17 protein-coding genes are annotated in these 18,910 nt (G+C 66.3%); 4 read left to right on the forward strand and 13 right to left on the reverse strand.

Annotated elements, in window-relative coordinates; genetic code table 11:
* Positions 1-2: 2 nt before the first annotated feature.
* The 12 genes from LV28_RS42300 to LV28_RS42355 all read right to left on the reverse strand — a co-directional run bounded on the left by LV28_RS42300 (position 3) and on the right by LV28_RS42355 (position 12,379).
* Positions 3-1,013 carry an ABC transporter substrate-binding protein gene (locus LV28_RS42300; protein ID WP_023597205.1) on the reverse strand — a complete coding sequence of 337 codons (1,011 nt, stop codon included), beginning with the start codon at positions 1,011-1,013 and terminating at the stop codon, positions 3-5.
* 73 nt (positions 1,014-1,086) lie between these two features.
* The gene (locus LV28_RS42305; protein ID WP_038620232.1) at positions 1,087-2,583 is read right to left on the reverse strand and encodes an aldehyde dehydrogenase; all 1,497 of its coding nucleotides are present in this window, start codon (positions 2,581-2,583) and stop codon (positions 1,087-1,089) included.
* Between the two features lie 13 nt (positions 2,584-2,596).
* Positions 2,597-3,415, reverse strand: coding sequence for an aspartate dehydrogenase (locus LV28_RS42310; protein WP_038620230.1), 819 nt, complete (start codon positions 3,413-3,415; stop codon positions 2,597-2,599).
* Positions 3,408-5,060 (reverse strand): thiamine pyrophosphate-binding protein, encoded by a 1,653-nt coding sequence (locus LV28_RS42315; RefSeq protein ID WP_023873356.1) that lies wholly within the window; start codon positions 5,058-5,060, stop codon positions 3,408-3,410. The genes LV28_RS42310 and LV28_RS42315 overlap by 8 nt, the downstream gene beginning before the upstream one ends.
* Positions 5,053-5,859, reverse strand: a complete 807-nt coding sequence (locus LV28_RS42320) for an SDR family oxidoreductase (RefSeq protein ID WP_023597209.1) — start codon at positions 5,857-5,859, stop codon at positions 5,053-5,055. Before LV28_RS42320 ends, LV28_RS42315 begins: the two co-directional genes overlap by 8 nt.
* Positions 5,856-6,722 carry an IclR family transcriptional regulator gene (locus LV28_RS42325; RefSeq protein ID WP_023873355.1) on the reverse strand — a complete coding sequence of 289 codons (867 nt, stop codon included), beginning with the start codon at positions 6,720-6,722 and terminating at the stop codon, positions 5,856-5,858. Before LV28_RS42325 ends, LV28_RS42320 begins: the two co-directional genes overlap by 4 nt.
* Before the next feature lie 73 nt (positions 6,723-6,795).
* Positions 6,796-7,722, reverse strand: coding sequence for an alpha/beta fold hydrolase (locus LV28_RS42330; protein WP_038620228.1), 927 nt, complete (start codon positions 7,720-7,722; stop codon positions 6,796-6,798).
* A gap of 138 nt (positions 7,723-7,860) precedes the next feature.
* On the reverse strand, positions 7,861-8,418 hold the full coding sequence (locus LV28_RS42335; protein ID WP_023597212.1) for a cupin domain-containing protein: 558 nt from the start codon (positions 8,416-8,418) through the stop codon (positions 7,861-7,863).
* 58 nt (positions 8,419-8,476) lie between these two features.
* Positions 8,477-9,268 (reverse strand): SDR family oxidoreductase, encoded by a 792-nt coding sequence (locus tag LV28_RS42340; protein WP_023597213.1) that lies wholly within the window; start codon positions 9,266-9,268, stop codon positions 8,477-8,479.
* Between the two features lie 16 nt (positions 9,269-9,284).
* Entirely contained in the window at positions 9,285-10,067 is a 783-nt protein-coding gene (locus LV28_RS42345; protein WP_023597214.1) for an ABC transporter permease, read from the reverse strand.
* Between the two features lie 40 nt (positions 10,068-10,107).
* On the reverse strand, positions 10,108-10,977 hold the full coding sequence (locus LV28_RS42350) for an ABC transporter ATP-binding protein (RefSeq protein ID WP_023597215.1): 870 nt from the start codon (positions 10,975-10,977) through the stop codon (positions 10,108-10,110).
* A 325-nt stretch (positions 10,978-11,302) separates the two neighbouring features.
* Positions 11,303-12,379: a porin gene (locus tag LV28_RS42355; protein ID WP_031627377.1), complete on the reverse strand. Its 1,077-nt coding sequence runs from the start codon at positions 12,377-12,379 to the stop codon at positions 11,303-11,305.
* A gap of 503 nt (positions 12,380-12,882) precedes the next feature.
* Between LV28_RS42355 and LV28_RS42360 the strand changes: the two genes are divergently transcribed.
* From LV28_RS42360 to LV28_RS42375, 4 genes are all read left to right on the forward strand, one after another.
* Positions 12,883-14,040: an FAD-dependent monooxygenase gene (locus LV28_RS42360; RefSeq protein WP_038620226.1), complete on the forward strand. Its 1,158-nt coding sequence runs from the start codon at positions 12,883-12,885 to the stop codon at positions 14,038-14,040.
* A gap of 54 nt (positions 14,041-14,094) precedes the next feature.
* Positions 14,095-14,949 (forward strand): IclR family transcriptional regulator, encoded by an 855-nt coding sequence (locus LV28_RS42365; protein WP_023597218.1) that lies wholly within the window; start codon positions 14,095-14,097, stop codon positions 14,947-14,949.
* Positions 14,950-15,031: 82 nt separating this feature from the next.
* Positions 15,032-17,446 (forward strand): M66 family metalloprotease, encoded by a 2,415-nt coding sequence (locus LV28_RS42370; RefSeq protein WP_048806546.1) that lies wholly within the window; start codon positions 15,032-15,034, stop codon positions 17,444-17,446.
* Positions 17,447-17,779: 333 nt separating this feature from the next.
* A complete protein-coding gene (locus tag LV28_RS42375; protein WP_023873347.1) occupies positions 17,780-18,091 on the forward strand; it encodes a DUF4148 domain-containing protein in 312 nt (103 codons plus the stop codon).
* A 109-nt stretch (positions 18,092-18,200) separates the two neighbouring features.
* On the opposite strand, the gene LV28_RS42380 is transcribed toward LV28_RS42375, so the two are convergent.
* Positions 18,201-18,902, reverse strand: coding sequence for an ArsR/SmtB family transcription factor (locus LV28_RS42380; RefSeq protein WP_023597222.1), 702 nt, complete (start codon positions 18,900-18,902; stop codon positions 18,201-18,203).
* Positions 18,903-18,910: the final 8 nt, after the last annotated feature.

Genomic DNA, 18,910 nt, shown 5'->3' on the forward strand with positions numbered 1-18,910 from the left:
CCTTACTGCACGAATTGATTGGTGAACAGGTCGGCCGGGTTCGACTTCTCGCGAATCACCTTTTCCTGCGCATAGAAGTCCTGCAGCTTGGTCACGCGCGCCGGATCGAAGGCGCCCAGGCGTTGCTGCCCCGGATACACATTACGCGCGTAGTACGTGAGAATCTTCTCGATCTCGGCTTCCTTGCCCTTGTAGCCCGGCACGCTCGCGCAGTATTCCTTCGCGGCGCCGGCCGGATCGCGCATGATCTCGGCCACCGACTTGATCGTGGCGCGCACGAACTTGCGAATCATCTCCGGGCGCTCGGCAATGGTCTTGTCCGAGGCCAGGATGGCCTGCGCCATGCCGGGGAAGTACTTGTCGGTCGACGTCATGGTGATCTTCACCCCGGCGTCCTCGATGTTCTGCGCCCACTCGGGCGTGCCGACCATCGCTTCGGCCTTGCCCGTGGCGACCTGCTGCCACACACCCGCCGGTCCGGCGCCCTGGATGCGGGCGTCGTTGCGCGTGAGACCGGCCGAGGCCAGCAGGCCGAGCGTGGCGTAGAAACCGGTGTCCTGATAGGCCAGCACGGTGATCGTCTTGCCCTTCAGGTCGGCGGGCGACTTGATGTTCGCGTCGTCGCGCACGACCAGCTGGTGCAGCGTGCGTCCGCCAAGCAGCGCCACGCCCTTGATGGTGATGCCGTTCGGACGCAGCACGATCGGCGTGTCGCCCAGGCCGCCGCCCAGGTCGCCGTTGCCCGACGCGAGCTGCTTGCCCACGTCGGCGCCGCCCTGCACGGTCAGCCAGCGCACCGACAGGCCTTCGGCCGCGTAGTAGCCCTTCTTCTCGGCCAGCATCAGCGGCGCGAACGCCGGCAGGTTCGCCGGGGCCGGGAGCAGATAGGTGATCTGCTGCGTGGCCGGTTGCGCCATGGCGGGCGCGGCCAGCCCCGAAAGACCGGCCACGGCGCACAGGCCGGCCGTCAGAAAGGCGCGGCGCGCCAACGATCCACGGAAAATCGACAACATATCTCTGCCTCGCTCAGTTGCGGTTACCGCGATGCCCCGTGCATCGCGGCTTGTTCTGCCATCACTTGCCCGATCAGACCTTGCCCGCCCAGCCGAGCGGGTTGTCGTTCATGCCCCAGTAGAGGCTTTTCTGATGGGTGTATTCCAACAATCCCAGACGCCCCTTCTCACGCCCCATGCCGCTCTCCTTCCAGCCGCCGAACGGCGTCGAGATCGAGAACTGCTTGTAGGTATTGATCCAGACGGTCCCCGTTTCCAGCGCACGACCGATGCGCCACGCGCGCTTGTAGTCGCGCGTCCAGATGCCCGCGGCAAGTCCGTAGACGCTGTCGTTGGCCTCGGCCAGCAAATCGTCCTCGTTCTCGAACGGCAGCACGGCGAGCACGGGTCCGAAGATTTCCTCCTGCACCATGCGCGCCCGATTGGTCAGGCCCTCGATGATGGTCGGCGAGTAGAAATATCCCTTCTCGCGACCGTCGCCCACCGGCCGCTCGCCGCCGCACAGCAGGCGACCGCCCTCCTCCAGTCCGATAGCGACATAACGTTCGATCGACTCACGGTGCGCCGACGTGACGAGCGGGCCCATTTGCGTATCTTCACGCAGCGGATCGCCAACGCGCAGCTGCTTCGCCCCGGCGACCAGACGCTCGAGGAACGTGTCGAAGATGGCCTTGTGCACGAACAGGCGCGAGCCCGCGATGCACGATTCGCCCGACGAACTGAAGATGCCGTAGAGCACACCGGCCACGGCATGGTCGATATCGGCGTCCTCGAACACGATGGTCGGCGACTTGCCGCCTAGCTCCAGCGACACAGGCATGAGCTTCTCGGCGGCCAGACGCGCAATGCCGCGGCCGACTTCCGTGCCGCCCGTGAAGGCGACCTTCCTGACCTTGGGATGGCGCACCAGAATGTCGCCGATCACCGAGCCCTTGCCCGGCAGCACCGACAGCACACCACGCGGCACACCGGCGGCTTCGCAGATGCGGCCGAGTTCGAGCGAGGCGAGCGGCGTGACTTCCGCGGGCTTGAGCACCACGGCGTTGCCGGCGGCGAGCGCGGGCGCCAGCTTCTGCGCATCGGATGCGATCGGCGAGTTCCACGGCGTGATGGCGGCCACGACGCCCAGCGGTTCGTGCACGCTCATGGTGAGGTAATCGCCACGCGAGGGCGTGAGCGTTTCCTCCAGCGTCTCCAGGCACGAGGCGAAGTACCGGAAAGTGCCCGCCGCGCTTGCCACGAGCGCGCGCGTCTCGCTGATCGGCTTGCCGTTGTCGCGGCGTTGCAGATGCGCGAGCGCCTCGGCGCGTTGCGTGATGCCGTCGGCAACACGATGCAGCACGGCAGCGCGTTGATGCGGCTTGAGGCCCGCCCAGTCGGCACGGCGCCACGCCGCATCGGCCGCTTCCACGGCTTCGACGGCGTCCTCGGCGCCGGCTGCCGCGATCTCGGCATTCACACTCTCGTCGGCGGGATACAGGCTCTGATAGCGCTTGCCGGTACCGGCGCGCCATTCGCCGCCGACCAGAATGTCGCTCGAAAATCCCTGCAGCAAATCTTGATGGCTCATGATGCGGTTCCTGCTAGATCACACAGTTCGCGACGCGATTGCGCAGCGCGCGAATGGCCGAATACGCGGTCAGCGCCGAGGTCTTGGGATTGTCCGGCAACGGTTTGCCGCACATCTCCAGCGACATTTCGCCGAACGCACCGCGCGCCGCGATGTGGTGCACGTTGCGCGTGGTCGCCGGGTCGGCGATCAGACGCACGCGCGTGGCGTCGAGACCCAGGCCCGCGATGGCGACCGTGGCCGCCACGTTCGCGTTCTTCGGATACAGGCGCGCCGCTTCGCGGGCGCTGCCTTCGAAGATCACGGTGGCGCTCGTGAGCGACGCGAGATCGCACACGTGCTCGGCGGGCGTGCCCTGCCATCCCAGCGGAGGCTTGCGGCCCGTGTACAGCACTTCGTCCAACCCGCCCTCGCGCGCGGCGGCAATCGCGTCGATGCCGCCAATGGCGCCCGAGAGCAGCGTGACGGTCGAGGCGCCGTCTCTCGCGGCCTGCTCCAGCGCGGTCAGCAGCGCGGTGTCGGACAGCGCACCGATGGAGGCGACCGCGCAGTCGACGCCCGACTTGAGCAACGGCACGACATGTCCGGACAGAGCGCTGTGGCCGGCACACTCCAGAACGAAATCCGGACGGCTCGACAGGGCGTCCGCCGAGGACACCACCTCGGTGCCCTCGCGCACGCTTTCGCGCACGCGGGCGGCCGCGTCCTCCGGCACGATCACGTGGCCCACGCGCAGGTGCGGATCGCTCGCGCACGCTTCGTAGACCTTCGAGCCGATCGCACCGAAGCCGATCAGCGCGACGTCGACGGGACGATGATTCAGCTCATGCATTGGCGGGCTCCCGGACCGGCGGGCCGGCAAAGTGAGACGCGAAGTTGCCGACCGACAGCATGTCGACCTCCAGCAGTACCGGGCCGTCGTGCGCGACGGCGCGCGCCACCGCGCTCTGCGCCTGGTCGATGTGCGTGATGCGTTCATGCTTGAGTTGCAGGCTCGCGCAAAACGCGGCGAAATCCGGTTGGTGCAGTTGCACGTAGTGACGACGGCCGCCGTACTGCGCGTCCTGAATGTTGCGGATCACGCCGTAGCACTGGTCGTTCATCAGCAGGATCACGACCGGCGCCTTCTCCTGCACTGCCGTGGCGAGCTCGCCCACGTTGACCATGAGGCCGCCGTCGCCGCACAGCGCGACGGTCTTCTTCGCATTGCCCGCGAGCGCCGCGCCAATGCCCATCTGCATGCCCTGACCGATGCCGCCGCCGAGCGCGTGCACCCCGGCGCGCGGCGAAAAGATCTTCAGCAGGCGATTGCCCCACGTGCTGTTCGAGATCGTGACGTCTCGCACCCAGTTGAAATCACGGCCCAGCGCGCCTTGCAGCGCGGCCACGAGCTGACGATACGGACCGAGCCCTTGCGCGACCTGGTCGATCGCCGCGTCGCGCGCGGCCGCCAGATCGGCGTGGAATGCCGGATCGACCGACAGACGCCCCTGCAGGCGGTCGGCCAACGCGTTGAGCACGCGCGAGGCGTCGCCCTGCACGAAGAGGTCGTTGCGGTAGCCGCGATTGTCCGCGAGCCCGTCGGCATCGACCCGGTACAGCGGACGCGGCAGCGCGAGCTTGTACTTGAGCGTCTCGTTGCCGCGCAGGCGCGAACCGACGACGAGCACCGCGTCGCAAGTCCTGTAGAACTTCTCGACCGTCGGGTGAATGTTGAACGCGCCGAGCGTGGCGGCGTGGTCTTCCGGCACGATGCCGCGCCCCTGCACGCTCGTCACCACGCCGAAGCCCATGTCGACCAGACGCTTCACGGCCGCTTCCGCGCCCCGGGCGCCGCCGCCCAGCCACAGCAGCGGACGATGCGCCGCCGCCAGCTTGTCGGCCAGCTCCGCCACGCGAGCCTCGTCATGCGTGGGTACGGGAATGTGCGGCGCCGCGAGATCGGACGGCCACTCGATTTCGGCGGCCTGGATGTCGATCGGAATCTCCACGCTGACCGGGCCGGTCGGCGCCGTGAGCGCGGCGCGCACCGCTTCGCGCACCGTCGACAACGCCGTGTCCACGCAGCGCACGCGATAGGCCGCCTTGGAGATCGAGTTCAGCATGCTGAGCTGGTCCGGCGCTTCGTGGATGTACGCCAGATCGCGGTCGAGGAATTCCGTCTCGATCTGACCGGTGATGTGCAGCACGGGCGTGCCCGCCGTGAGCGCTTCGACCATGGCGCCGGCGGCATTGCCCGCGGCGGTGCCCGTGCTCGTGAACGCCACGCCGAGGCCACCCGACACGCGCGACAGGCCGTCGGCCATGTTCAGCGCGCCGGCTTCGCCGCGTGCGCCCACATAGCGGATTTTTTCGCGACGCGCGATGGCGTCGAGGATCGGCATGTTGTGAATCGAGATCACGCCAAATGCGGTCTGCACGCCGCACTGTTCGAGAAACGCCGCGATGACTTCGCCGACGGTGGTTTTGTTAGACATGTCTTGCCAGGCCTCCGGAAACATCGATGTGGCTGCCCGTCGTATAGGACGATTGCGGGCTGGCCAGGAAAAAGATCGCCGCGGCCGCCTCTTCAGGCTTGCCCAGACGTTGCAACTGGATTTGCTTCTTGCGCGCGAGCTCCCCGGTCCACTCCTGCCAGGTCTTGCCTTCGCCCTGCTCGGCAAAGCGCCGCCGCCACTGCCCCGACTCCACCAGTCCGATCAGGATCGAGTTGACGCGAATGCGATCGGGGGCGAACTCGCTTGCCATCGATCGCACCAGGTTCTGGATGCCGGCGCGCGCCGACGAGGTCGCCACCATGTGCGGCTCGGGCTGCAGCGCAAGCAGCGAATTGACGCAGACGATGGCCGCATCCCCGGTCTCGCCCGCGGCCTCGCGCAGCATCGGCAGGCAGGCGCGGGTGGTGCGGATCACGCTGAAGTATTTCAGTTCGAGCTCTTCGCGCCAGGCGTCGTCGGTGGTGTCCGCGAACGTCGAGACACGGCCCTGGCCCGCATTGTTGACAAGCATGTCGAGACGGCCGAATTCGTCGCGGATACGCGCGGCGAGCGCCGCAACGTCGCTCTCGACGAGCACGTTGCATTGCGCCGCGATGAGGCGCGCCTGCGGGTGACGCTCGCGCAGATGCGCCTCGGCCTGCGCCAGACGTTCCGGGTTGCGCCCGCAAATCGCCACGGCCGCACCGGCGTCGAGCAGGCGCCCGGCCGTGGCGAGGCCGATGCCGGACGTGCCGCCCGTGACCAGCGCCGCGCGTGAGGAGAGGTCGATCTTGATCATTTCAATCCCAGTGACTTCATGTAGGGGGAGGTGCGGCCGTCGCCGCCCGGCCGGTAATTCAGACGGTGCGAGAGCGCGTCGGCGGCTTCGCGCACCTGCCCGATCAGTCCCGCGTCGAGCATTGCCGAATCGATGTTCGCGCGCGGGATCGTGACCGTGATCGCGGCGCAGATGCGGCCCGCGTCGTTGCGTACCGGCGCGCTCACGACGCTTATGCCGCGCTCGAAGGACGAGGCCGAGACGGCATACCCGCGTTCGGCGTCCTCGCGCACGCGCTCGAACAACTCGGCGAGCGTCTCGGGGGTCTGCGGCGTGTATTTCTCCAGCGTCTTCTCGGGATACAGCGCACGCAGTTCGGCGAGCGTGAGATCGCCCATCAGCACATGGCCGTGGACCGTGGCATGCGCAGGCAAGCGCGTACCGACGTTGACCTTGATCGAATTGAACACCCCGGCCACGCTCTGCGCCTTGGCCACGAACACGATGTCGCGCCCGTCGCGAATCACGATGTGCGACGTCAGCTGGGTGGCATCGCGCAGCCGCTCGATGATGGGAATGCCCAGATCGGTGAGCTCCAGCGAGCTCAGGTATTCGAAGCCCAGACGCAGCACCGCCACGCCCAGACGGAAGTTCTTTTCGCTGCCCGCGCGCTCGAGAAAGCCCATCGCCTCAAGCGTTTGCAGCAAACGGAAGACCGTCGTGCGCGGAATACCGAGGCGCTGCGAGAGCTCCGGTGCGCTGAAGACCGACTCGCGCGGCGAGAATTGCGTCAGGATGCGCAGGCCGCGCTCCAGCCCCGGCACGAGGTAACGCGATTCGGCGGGCGCCGCCTCGGCGACTTCGTCGTCCAGCGTGTCCTGCATGTCCTGTACGTCCTGCGTGCTGTCGTCGATCGACGCCGCGGCGACGGCGCGCTTCGGATTGGCGGGTGCCATGTCAACGCTCCCCTGCCGCAATGCGCCCAAGCCACGCGGCAAGCGCGGCATCGAGCACGTCGGGCGTTTCAATGTAAGACGCGTGGCCGGCCCCTTCGATAATCTGAAGCGGCACACCGGCGACGTCGGCAATCGTCTGGCAGCTCGCGGGAGGGGTGACGGCATCCTGGGCGCCGACGGCCACCGCGACGGGGCCGGCCTTGGCCGCCGTGTACCGGGCCAGGTCGCCCGCCACATCGCCGTTCGAGAGCAGATGGGTCGCCTGCGCGTAGCCCTCGGGCCGCACCCGCGACATGTTCCACTTCACCCAGGCGCGCGGCAGGTCGGCCGCGTTCGGTGCCACGAGGTTGTCGCTGCGTTCGCGCGCCATGCCCGCGGGACCGAGTTTGTGAAGCATCGCCAGGCGGCTGTCGCGCTTGGCCGCCCGTACTGCCGGGTCGGCCTTGCCGTAGCCCCCTGCCGGCGAGCACAGAAACAGGCCGAGCACGCGGTGCGGCGCACGCGCGGCAAACCTCGACGCCATGATCGCGCCGAGCGAATGGCCGGCCACCGCCACGCGCGCAAGACCGAGCGCATCGAGCCACGCTTCGAGGGCGTCGGCGTAGGCGTCGGCATCCGGCTCGGCAGGCGCGACATTCGTTGTCTGACCGTAGCCAGGGGCATCCCAGGCATAAAGCGAGGCGCCAAGGCCCGTCGCTTCGAACTGCGCCAGCCACGACGCCGCCCCCGACCCGATGCCGTGCAGCATCACCACAGGGACGGCATCAGCGGCTTGCGCCGTCGCGCAGCGATAGCCGACGGTCCCCGCGCGCGTGGTGACGGTGCGATACGGGAAGGCCGCCAGGCGCGCGCGCAGGGCGGCGACATCGGGGACATCGGCGTCTGCGGACACTTCGGACACTTCGGACGAGTTGGCTTGGGCTTGCATGGCTGAGGCTGAACGTCTGGCTTCGTGAATTCTTGCCGGCGAATGGCACGCGAATCGCATGCGTTTCACCGGACTTCGGCCGGGGCGGCCTGTCGTGGATGCGCCGAGCGCCGGCCCACCCCGGGCGCCCCCGGCGGATTACTTTTGCTCGCGCTTGATCTTCGCGAGCGGCGAATCGGGCGGATACGTGGGCGTGACCGGCTTTTGCGAGCCGAGCATCACGCACATGAGCGCGTCTTCGTCGCCGATGTTGATCTCCGTGCGATACACGCCCGGCGGCACCGAGATCAGGTCGCGCTCACCCAGAATCGCTTCCCACGTCTCGCCGTCGCGCTCGCAGATCACCTTCATCTTGCCGCGCATCACGAAGAAGATTTCCTCGACGTCCATGTGAATGTGGCTCGGTCCGATGTTGCCGGCCGGAATCACCATCGTGGAGAACGTGAAGTGGCCGGCGGGCACCGTGTTGGCGTCGCGCGCCACGCCCGTGCCACCCGTGCCCACGTAGCGCATCTGCGCGCGGCGATACTTCGGGTCGTAGTCGGCCTGGAACTTCAGGGCGTCCCAGTCGTACTTGCGCGTGGAAAAGCGCGCCACGCGCGTATCCAGCCATTCGGCGAACGACTGTCCTTCGGCCTGCGTCCAGCTCTCGACGGCCTGGGGCGTCGCGGTATTTTTAGCTTCGGCTTGCGCCATGATGTAACTCCTTGAAGGCGTTGCGAATTGAGTGCGTCTAGGGCTATGGCCGGTTTCGTCAGTACATGACAAAACCGCCGTTGACCGGCAATACCTGCCCGGTCACGAATCGGGATGCGTCGGAGAGCAGGAACAACACGGGACCGATCACGTCGTCCGGCACCTGCGCGCGCGGCAGCGCACGTCCTTCCAGATAGTGGCGATGGCGCTCGGCCGGCACGTAAGCCGTGGCCTCGACTTCGACGAGGCCCGGCGCGATGGCATTGACGGTGATGCCGTCCGGGCCGAGCTCGCGTGCGAGCGAACGCGTCATGGCCATGACCGCGCCCTTGCTGGCGGTGTAGGCGAGCAGGCGCGGCGCGCCCCACAACGCGGTGTCCGAGGCGATGTTCACGACACGCCCCTGACCCGAGGCGCGCAGGAACGGCAATGCCGCCATGGTCATGAGCCAGGTGCCACGCACGTTGACATTCATCACCGCGTCCCACGTCTCGAGGCTCAGCTCGGTGGCCGGCTTGCCGCCCGAGTTGGTGATCGCGCCGTTGTTGACCAATCCGTCGATGCCGCCCATTTGCTCGGCCGCCGCCCTGGCTGCCGCCTCGATCGAGGTTGGGTCCGACAGATCGACGCGCACGAACGACACGGCGTGGCCGGCCTTGCGCAGCGCTTCGGCCAGCGCCTCTCCGGCCGGCGCGGCGATATCGGCAATCGTCACCGCGGCGCCCCGCGCGGCGGCCGCGCGGACGAAACCTTCGCCAAGGCCACGGGCGCCGCCCGTGATCAGCAGCTTCTTGCCGTCGAGCGGCGCAAGCGTAGCGGTGTCGAGCGCGGGGATGGGCAGTTCGGTCACGTTGGTACTCCGTTGCTCAGGCGATGTTCATCGCGGCGCGCGGCACGTAGTGCAGCGCACGGCGTTCGAGCCAGACCACCGCGGCGTACGCGGCAATACCGATGACGGTCAGGCCGGCGATGGAGACGAACACCATCGCGGTGTTGCCCTGACCCTCGCCGTAGACGAGCAGGTAGCCCAGGCCCCGGTCACCGCCGACCAGTTCGCCCACGGTCACGCCGATCACGGCGAGCGTGGAGGCGATGCGCAAGCCGGCGAACAGCGCCTGCATGGCCGACGGGAATTCGACGAAGCGGAAAATCTGCCAGCGGCGGCCGCACAGCGCACGCACCAGATTGACCATGTCGGGATCGACCGAGCGCACCGCGCCGAGCACGTTGATCATCACGGGGAAAAAGACGATCAGCACCGCGACGAGGATCTTCGGGTAGATGGTGTAGCCCATCCACATCACGAACAACGGCGCGAACGCCACCTTCGGCGCGATCTGCAACGCAAGGATGTACGGCGAGAGCATCGCCTCGGTCGACGGCGACAGGCCGAGAATTACACCGATGATCACGCCCAGCGCCGAGCCGATGACGAAGCCCGCGATCACTTCGAGCGCCGTCACACCAATGTGCAGCCAGAGGTTCTCGACCTCGAACATGCGCACGCCCTCGACGATCGTCGACGAGAGCTTGGGCAGCACGAACTCGGGCACGCCGAATGCCGTCGGGCCCCATTGCCATACGGCGGCGAAGATCAGCAGCAGCAGAATGCTGCCGGCGGTCAGTTGCGTTTTGGAAAGGGATTTCATAGCGGGAATTTCCAGTGGCTTGCGATGTCGATGGCGGCGATCAACCGAGGTGGTCGTCGCGGCCGACCTTGAGCAGTTCCATCAGATGCGCGACGTACTCGTTCATGCCGGCCTGCTTGCGCCGCTCGATGGGATTGTCGCGATGCGGCAGATCGACCGTGATCTCTTCGATGATCGTGCCCGGGCGCTCGCTCATCACGAACACGCGATCCGACAGCGCGATCGCTTCGGCCAGATCGTGCGTGATCATCAGCGCCGTCTTGCCCTCGGCGGCGAGCATTTGCGCGAGATCCTGCTGGAGCACCATCTTGGTTTGCGCGTCGAGCGCCGAGAATGGCTCGTCCATGAGCAGCACGTCGGGCTCGACGGCCAGCGTGCGCGCGAGCGCCGCGCGCTGACGCATGCCGCCCGACAACTGGTGCGGATAGTGATTCTCGAAGCCCTTCAGATGGCAGCGCGCGAGCAACGCCCGGGCGACCTCGGCACGTTCGGCCTTGCCGCGTCCGCGAATCTGCATGCCCAGCTCCACGTTCTTCTGGATCGAGCGCCACGGCATGAGCAAATCCTTCTGCAGCATGAATGCGACCTGCTGCGAGGGTCCGCGCACCGGCTTGCCCGCGAGCGTCACCTGCCCTTCGCTCGGCGCGTACAGGCCGGCGCCCATGTTGAGCAGCGTGCTTTTGCCGCAGCCGCTCGGCCCGATGAGCGAGACGAACTCACCCGCCTTGATGCCGATCGACACGTTCGAGACGGCCGTCATCTCGCCCTTGCCCTGGCGATTCCTGAACCGACGCGTGACGCCGCGGTACTCGATCGCGAACGGCATGGGTGCCGACGCGGGCTGCGCCTGACGCGCCTCGGCATGGGCCTCGGCAACGTTCGCGTCCTTCAATTGAATCGACCTGAGCATGGGAAACCACCGTGTTTCTGGATGTTCAACTTGCGCCGGGCAGCCCTTGGTAACGCTTCGCTTGCATGGGCTGCCTGCCTGTCTTTCGCCTTCGTCGTACGTTTCATATGTGAAACGTTGATTTACTTATGGATCAATTATAGGGAGGGATCGACGGAGTCAAAATTGTTTTTTGACTAGGGGAAACCCGTAACCGCCTACGTTTAGCCGTTTTTTGCCGTGAGAAATCCCATGCACCATAAAAAAACGCCGACGGGCGCGAGCCGGTCGGCGTGTGAAGTGAGACCACTGGATGAAAACCCGCGAAGGCAGGCGCGCCGCTCGTTCAGAACGCGTGATGCACGCCGGAAATGATGACGAGCTGGTTCGACGTCGACGACGCGCCGATCGTATTGATGGCCGTGATCGCGCCGTTGCCGCTGGCGTGCTGGTACACGCCGCTCAGATAGACCTGGGTGCGCTTGGACAGCGCATAGACGTCACCCAGGCTGAACTGCGTCCAGCGTTTGCCCGACATGTTGGTGGACGCCGCGCCGAACGTGATCGTGTTGGCAACGCTCGTGGCGTAGTTCGCACCGGCGTCGAACGACTGGTAGGTATCGCTGTAGCCGGGCGACTGGAGCTTCACGCGGGTGTAGAGCGCGTGCAGCAGCCACGAACCGAAGCCGTACGACATGCCGGCCCCCATGTTCTCGACATTCGACGCCGCGTAGGCCCCCACCGGCTGCCCCTGGAAAGTCGCGCCACCGAGCACGGCCACGTTGGGTGTACGGTTGTTCTCGTTCGAGTACACCGCCGACGCCTTGAAGCCGCCGTTCGTATAGTTCGCCGCCACGCTCCACTTGCGACCGTTGGCGAAGTTCGTCGTGTTGCCCAGGGAAATCATGGCGCCGGCCTTGAAGCCCGCGAAATCCGGCGTGACGTAGCGCACAGAGTTGTCCACCTGGACAACCGACGTGTTCGCGAGTTCGTCGAGGTTGCCCGGGTGGAACATGTACCAGTTCATCCCCAGATAGGCGGTGCTCATCGGCCCCAGCCAGTCAAAGTTGAACGTCGTCATGTGACCGAGCGTCAGCGTGCCCATCCTGTCGGATTGCAGGCCCACCCACGACTGTCGGTTGAACATCGAACCCGCCTTGATCGTGTTGCCGCTCAGGGTCGAGAAGCCATTCTCCAACAGGAAGATGGCACGATTGCCGCCACCCAGATCCTCCACGCCGCGAAAGCCCCAGCGATCCGGCTGCGTGGCGCCCTGTTGCGCCATCCAGTTGGCGCTGCCACCCTGATTGTTCACGTAGGCCACGCCGGCGTCCATGCTGCCGTACAACGTCACGTTGCTCTGCGCATGCGCCGCGACCGGCACGCCCGCCGCCAGCAGCATGGCCGCCGCCAGCTTCGTCATGCCCGGGATCCGCCCCGTCGGAAACCGCTTCATCTGTGCACTCCTGTCATTCGATGATTCGAGAACGGTGGTCACGCACGGCCACCTCGCGTCCCGCCGGTTCGTCCACCCGACCTTCCGCACTTTTACGCCGCACGTTCCACCTATGAAACGTTGGATCACTTATGAAACCAACTGTGCAGAGCTTAGGTCAGATGGCGCGCGAGTCTCGCAGCGGAGATGCACGAATTGCCGTACGTAAATTGGCGTGCTACCGCACGCCTGTTGCACCACCGGTGGCACGACACGCAAGGCGTGCGGCAGCGCCATTCGTCCCGTCGGCGTTGCCGTTCGTCCGATGCGCCGGGCCTTCGGCGGCCCATCGCATGCTCAGGATTTACCCGAAGAAGGGTTGCGGCAAGTCGAATCAAAAACAATAATATTTGAACATCATGTTCATATTTGAACATTTAATTTTTTCGATTCACCGGCGGCTTACGCCACTTTTGTAAAAGGTGTTCTCCATGCAAGCTCCCCTCATCGGCATCAACGGCGCCGGCATCGGCGGTCTGGCCGCGGCCATCGGTTTGCTGCGCGCCGGATTTCGCGTGCGCGTGTTCGAGCAGGCGGCGCAGTTCGCCCGTGTTGGCGCCGACATCAATCTGACGCCGAACGCCGTGCGTGCGCTCGACGGTCTCGGTGTTGGCGACGCGTTGCGCGAGACAGCGGCGCAGCCGAGCCACCGGATCAGCCGCACTTGGGACACCGGCGAAGAGACGTCGCGTCTGGAGATGGCGCAGACCGCGCAGGCGAAGTACGGCGCGCCACAGCTCACGATGCATCGCGCGGATCTGCTCCAGGCGCTGGAGCGGGCCGTGCCCGCCGACGCAATCGCGCTCAGCAAGAAGCTCGTGTCGTTCGAGGCGCCGCCGCAGGGGCAACCCGGATCGATTCGCCTCACCTTTGCCGACGGCGCGCATGACGACGTGGACGTGCTCATCGGTGCCGACGGTATCCACTCGGTGGTGAGAACCGGCCTGTTCGGGCCGGAGTCGCCGGAGTTCACGGGCGTGGTCGCGTATCGCGCGGTGGTGCCTGCGCACAGGCTAGACGGCCTGCCGAATCTCGGCGCGTTCACGAAGTGGTGGGGCCCGAACCCGTCGAGCCAGATCGTGACCTTCCCGCTCAACCTCGGGCGCGATATCTTCGTGTTCGCCACGACGCCGCAAGACAGCTGGACACTCGAATCGTGGACGGCGCCGGGCGACGTGAACGAGTTGCGGGCCATGTATGCCGATTACCACGGCGAGGCCCGCGCCTTGCTCGATGCGTGCGACAGCGTGCTGAAGTCGGCGCTGTACGTGCGCGATCCGTTGCCGCAGTGGTCACGCGAGCGCGTATCGCTGCTGGGCGACGCCTGCCATCCGATGATGCCGTTCATGGCACAGGGCGCGGGCATGGCGATCGAGGATGCTGTGGTACTGTCTCGCCACCTCGCCGCGGCCGGCACGCAGGCCGACGCCGTGTCGCTGGCGGACGCACTCGGACGCTACGAAGCCGCGCGCCGCGAGCGCACGGCGCGCGTGCAGATCGGCTCGCGCGGCAATCAGTGGCTCAAGGAAGGCGGCAACGCCGACTGGGTCTACGAATACGACGCGTGGCAGACACCGCTCGCGGCTTAAGCGGCCCACGCCGCTCGCACGCCGCGCCGGCGCCCTTTCAACGGAATCGAACGCATGACGAAAGCCGCACCCGACACCGACCGCGCCGACGGCGCCGCGGATGCCCCCGACACAGCGCAAGCCGGTCTCGTCACACCGGTCATGCGCGCGCTCAAGCTGCTCCGCTTCGTGGCGGACGGCGGCTCGACGGCGAACCTGAGCGAGGTCGGTCGTCGCATCGGGGTGAACCGCGTGACCGTCATGCGCCTGATCGAGACGCTGCAGTTCGAGGGCGTGCTCGAACCGCTCGCGCAAGGCGGTCATCGACTCGGACTCGGGTTCCTGACGCTCGCGGCCACTGCGCTGGCGGGCGAGGATCATCTGGCGACGGCGCGACGCGTGCTCACGCGCGTGACGGGCGAGACGGGGCTGTCGAGTTACCTGACCGTGCTGGACGGCGCAAACGTACGCTATCTGCTGTGCGAGACGCCGGCCTTGCCGCTGGTGAGCAATATTCGTGCAGGCAGTCGCGTCACCGCGCATCTGACAGCGCCGGGGCGGGCCTTGCTCGCGCATTTGAGCGGGGAACGCCGCCGCGCGTTGCTTGGACCGGAGCCGCTTGCGGCGGTGACGGCGCAAAGCGCACGCACGTACGCCGCGCTCGACGCCCAGCTGGCCGCAGATCGCGACGCGGGCTGTGCGTGGAGCCAGGACGGATTCGAAGCGGGCATCGACGCCTGCGCCGCGGCCGTGCTCGACAGCCATGGCCGACCGCTCGCCGCGCTGAGCGTGGCCGGACCACGCACGCTTGTCGGCACCGACCCCCGCACCCGCGAGCGCACGGCCCGCGCCGTGAAGTCCGGCGCCGCCGACCTGGCCGTGTTGCTGACGGATTCACCGGCGTTTCTCGCCGCTGCCGAGCGGGGGTGAGGCGATAACTGTCAACCTTGACAGTGGTTGAGCACGCAACGCGCGGAGCACCATGAACCCCCTCGGACACCGCAGAGAGGTCATGATGAACAAAGCCCCGCCCCCTTCCGTCTCCGCATCCCCGACGCGCAGCGCCGCATCGCGCACCACCTGCTGCGGCCACGACGTTCTGCATCGCGATGCCGATCGTGCACACCGCGGCACGCAATCGCCGGGCGCCACGCTCGACGCCGATGAACCGCTGATCTTCGACGCGCTGCCCTGGCCCAACGACCTCAAGGGCGCGCTCGCCGCCGGTGTGCGCTTCGTGCAGCACCACGTGATTGCCATGACGCCCGTGGCGCCCGAGGCGCCGCACGTCCTGACCTCGCGTCGCAAGACCCTGCTGCTGGTCAGACCGCAAGTCGCGCTCGTGTCGCTGCAGGTGACCGGCATCGACCGCACCGGCACGTCGATTGGGGCACTGGCGATGCACCCGCCCGAACAGTTGCCGAAGACCGTCTATCACCACGACGACGCTTCGGATGGCGCCGCGCCAGCCGATGACGAAGAGAATCAACGCCTCGTCTACGCGGAAAATGTATGGAGCGTCGAACTGCCCCCCTCCTGGATCGAGCCGGGATTGCAGTTGCTCTTCGACAGCCCGGCCGGCGGCGGACAACTCGCGGACATCCGGGTCGGTGCGCCCGTGGAGGTGCTCCTCCATACCATCGACATCGGCATGCTCACGCCGCCGCGAAACGCCTTTCGGTTTGCCGGCGAGCCTGCGCTGCAACGGGAGTACTTTCAGACGGTGCCGCTGCGAAAGCTGATCGTGAACCAATACGAAGCGATTCACTGGCAGCCGGTCATGCTTCCCGACGGCACGTTGCTCACGGACAACGCGCCCGATGAGGGCGACTGGCACCAGGGCACATTCCGTGCGCTGAGCTGGTCGCTGATCTCGAGCGCCATTCATCTGGCCAATCTGGGGCAGAACGCCTCGTCCGGCAGTGAAGACGCGGCCGCGCATGACATTGCGCAGTTCACCGTGAGCAACGTACGCGGCAATTACGCCAACGGCGTGGTCACACACGGCGGCATTGCCTACTCCGGCTTCACGACGACGGTGGAGTTCTCGGAAGGCAACGAGTTCAGTCACGAGGTCGGGCACGTTTTCCACCTCGATCACTACCCGGGCGGTTTCGACGGATCGATTCATCGCGCGGCCGGCCAGCCCAATTCCACGTGGGGTTGGGACATGGATCTGCATCGATTCATTCCGAATTTCTTCCCCGGTCGCTCCGGAGAGGATACGTGTCAGGACGACATTTGCGAGCCGCCCTTTCACGACCGAAGTTTCGGCCGCGACGCGATGGCCGGCGGAGAACCGTTTTCGGATCGAAATCGTTATACGTTGCACACCCCCTACAGCACTCGCATCGTCCACGACGCGCTGAGCGGCTATCGCGTTTTCAGCGCCGAATCGCCAACCGGGTATCGCGCGTGGGATGCCGAGTCGCAGACCATGCAAGCCGCGCAGACACTCGTTCGCACCAAGGATATCGCGTATGCCGATTACGCCGACCTCGGCGAGGCAGCGTTGGCAGCGCTGCTCGCCACGGCGGATATCGTGAGAATCGATCTCACGATCGGCTATTTCGTCGAGTCCATACACGTGCCCGCCGCCTCTGCGGCAAATCGTACTCAGGCGATCTCCATCGAAGGCAGCGTGGGCTATCCGATCGATTTGCATATCAATGGACAGACGATCGTCATTTCGGAGCCGGTCCACCTGTGCTTTGTCAGCGACGGCGAACGCTGGAACGAGGGTTATGTACCACTTTACGACTGGATGGCACGAGCGCGAGCGCGCAACGCGTCGATGAACGAGACCTACATGGGGGTACTGTTCGAGCAAAATAACCTGGTCGAAATCCACATCACGGACGAGGACTGGGTGGCCGATGTGGCCGTCCCGCAACTGTCATTTCTCTGGGACCGCATCGTCGTCATCAACCATGACGCCGAGAACAGCACCACGCTTGCCATCAACGGACAGTCGATGCCGATATCGCGCGGTCAGTCAAAAGTGTTTCGCTGGAGTTTTTCCGACGAGCGCTGGGTGGAATACGGCCACACCTTCGATACCGCCGCCCCCAGGACACCATCGACCGTCGGCGTGCCGGTCACGACGCTCATCGGGTTCTACGATCCGCAAGGCACGCTGCCGGCGCACATCTTCCCTGCGCTTCACGGCGCCTACGGCATGCTGCATGAGGCCGATGGCGACGTGAGCGCGACCTGCCGCCTGGTCGTCGACGGGCCGGGCGGCGAACAGCACTTCAGGCTGTTCCGATCGCGCGGCTATCCTCACGAAATGAACAAGTTTCACGTCAACATCCCCGAGTCGACACAAGCGCGTTCCGCGTACGTTGTCGTGAATGGCGCGGTCGTCGCGCAACTTGCCATCCAACCGGCGGCATCCGTGCCGCAGGTGTTTGTATACGGCGAATGACAAGGCGGCCCCGACGCGCCGCTTCGGGGCATCGGGGCCGCCGTGGCGTCGGGGCGTCGGACGGGCAGGCCAGTTTCCGGACGGCGACATTGCGTCGCCGTCCTTTTATTTAACTTGTTCATTAGAGGACAAGCTCGACTTCCAACTGAGCCTTGACCGCCTCGAAACCCTTTGCTCATGGGGCTTTCGAGGCAGCCCATTCTTCGCAATGCATTGTTGCGCCGCACGCGGTTACTCCTGCGACGTGGTCGTCCTACCTTAGAGGCGTAGGCGGTGCCGGACATCCAGAACGATCCGGCCGACCACCAGAAAAGCAATGACAGGAGAAAAAACATGACCCGCACCCTTTCCCATCTGACGATTGCCGCCGCCCTCGCCTTGGCCGCCATCCCCGCCGCGTTTGCCGGTACCGGTGCAAACGGCTATCCGAACGAAAACTTCTTCTGGCAATCGAGCGTGTACAGCGAAAAGCTCGCGGTGCCGCGCGCGCAGGTCCGTGAACAACTGGTCCGGGCTCAGGCGCAAGGCACGCTCACCCAGACCGACAGCCAGTACCCGGTGTTGGTGACGTACGGCAACCCGGTCGGCGAACGCGTCAACGGCTCGGCAGGTGCACTGAGCAATTCGACCTACATCGGCAGCTGAGCCGCCGGTCGCCCGGCAACGACAGTGCCAGGCGTCGACTCACCGCACAACCGACACCCCGCGAACCTTTGCGGGGTGTTTTGTTATGGAGACGAAGCCAGGCAGCGTCTCAGGCCGCGATGTCCGCGAGCTTCCGATCTCCCAAAGGCGTGACACGCAGCGCGCGCGCCACTCGCGTCGGTTCGAGCCACTTCGCCTCGAGGCACTTGCCAAGCAACGCCGCACCCAGCGCGCCGCCGAGGTGCGGCTTGCGTTCGCTCCAGTCAGGACAGGTGCAGGCGAAGCGGCGTCTGCGCGTGTGCGCTTGCGAGAGATCGACGCCGAGCGCTGTCATGCCGCGCATGCCCGCGTCCGTCAGGGCCACATCGCTGCCGTCCACGCGAATCCACTGGCGGGCCTGCATCCTCGCGAAGAGCTCGACGGCGACCTCCCCGGCGAGATGGTCGTAGCACGTGCGCGCATGGCGCAATGGCACCGGCGTAACGCGGTTCGCCGGCACAGGGCGCGGGCGAAGTTCCTGCGTCGCCAGTACCGCGCTGGCCAGCGCCTCGATGGCCGCCGCCGCCTCGGGAGTGGCAATGCGGAAATACCGGTGGCGCCCACGCGACTCCTGCGCCAGCACGCCGCCGTCGACGAGGCGCGCCAGATGTCCGCTCGCGCTCGACGGCGACAGACCGGCCACGAGCGCCAGCTCGCCGGCCGGACGCGCAGAGCCGTCCATCAACGCCCACAGCATGGTCATGCGTCCCGCATCGGCGAGCAGCGCCGCGAGCGAGCTGACGCCCGGCGCGTGATCTCTTGCGATATCCATGGCAATGA

Origin of the sequence: Pandoraea pnomenusa (genome assembly GCF_000767615.3) — a bacterium.
Taxonomy (GTDB): Bacteria; Pseudomonadota; Gammaproteobacteria; order Burkholderiales; family Burkholderiaceae; genus Pandoraea; species Pandoraea pnomenusa.

Bases quoted from the DNA above. Each gene is read 5' to 3' on its own strand.
- LV28_RS42300 (WP_023597205.1), bottom strand. From the start codon at position 1,013: ATGTTGTCGATTTTCCGTGGATCGTTGGCGCGCCGCGCCTTTCTGACG.
- LV28_RS42305 (WP_038620232.1), bottom strand. From the start codon at position 2,583: ATGAGCCATCAAGATTTGCTGCAGGGATTTTCGAGCGACATTCTGGTC.
- LV28_RS42310 (WP_038620230.1), bottom strand. From the start codon at position 3,415: ATGCATGAGCTGAATCATCGTCCCGTCGACGTCGCGCTGATCGGCTTC.
- LV28_RS42315 (WP_023873356.1), bottom strand. From the start codon at position 5,060: ATGTCTAACAAAACCACCGTCGGCGAAGTCATCGCGGCGTTTCTCGAA.
- LV28_RS42320 (WP_023597209.1), bottom strand. From the start codon at position 5,859: ATGATCAAGATCGACCTCTCCTCACGCGCGGCGCTGGTCACGGGCGGC.
- LV28_RS42325 (WP_023873355.1), bottom strand. From the start codon at position 6,722: ATGCAGGACACGCTGGACGACGAAGTCGCCGAGGCGGCGCCCGCCGAA.
- LV28_RS42330 (WP_038620228.1), bottom strand. From the start codon at position 7,722: ATGCAAGCCCAAGCCAACTCGTCCGAAGTGTCCGAAGTGTCCGCAGAC.
- LV28_RS42335 (WP_023597212.1), bottom strand. From the start codon at position 8,418: ATGGCGCAAGCCGAAGCTAAAAATACCGCGACGCCCCAGGCCGTCGAG.
- LV28_RS42345 (WP_023597214.1), bottom strand. From the start codon at position 10,067: ATGAAATCCCTTTCCAAAACGCAACTGACCGCCGGCAGCATTCTGCTG.
- LV28_RS42350 (WP_023597215.1), bottom strand. From the start codon at position 10,977: ATGCTCAGGTCGATTCAATTGAAGGACGCGAACGTTGCCGAGGCCCAT.
- LV28_RS42355 (WP_031627377.1), bottom strand. From the start codon at position 12,379: ATGACGAAGCTGGCGGCGGCCATGCTGCTGGCGGCGGGCGTGCCGGTC.
- LV28_RS42360 (WP_038620226.1), top strand. From the start codon at position 12,883: ATGCAAGCTCCCCTCATCGGCATCAACGGCGCCGGCATCGGCGGTCTG.
- LV28_RS42365 (WP_023597218.1), top strand. From the start codon at position 14,095: ATGACGAAAGCCGCACCCGACACCGACCGCGCCGACGGCGCCGCGGAT.
- LV28_RS42370 (WP_048806546.1), top strand. From the start codon at position 15,032: ATGATGAACAAAGCCCCGCCCCCTTCCGTCTCCGCATCCCCGACGCGC.
- LV28_RS42375 (WP_023873347.1), top strand. From the start codon at position 17,780: ATGACCCGCACCCTTTCCCATCTGACGATTGCCGCCGCCCTCGCCTTG.
- LV28_RS42380 (WP_023597222.1), bottom strand. From the start codon at position 18,902: ATGGATATCGCAAGAGATCACGCGCCGGGCGTCAGCTCGCTCGCGGCG.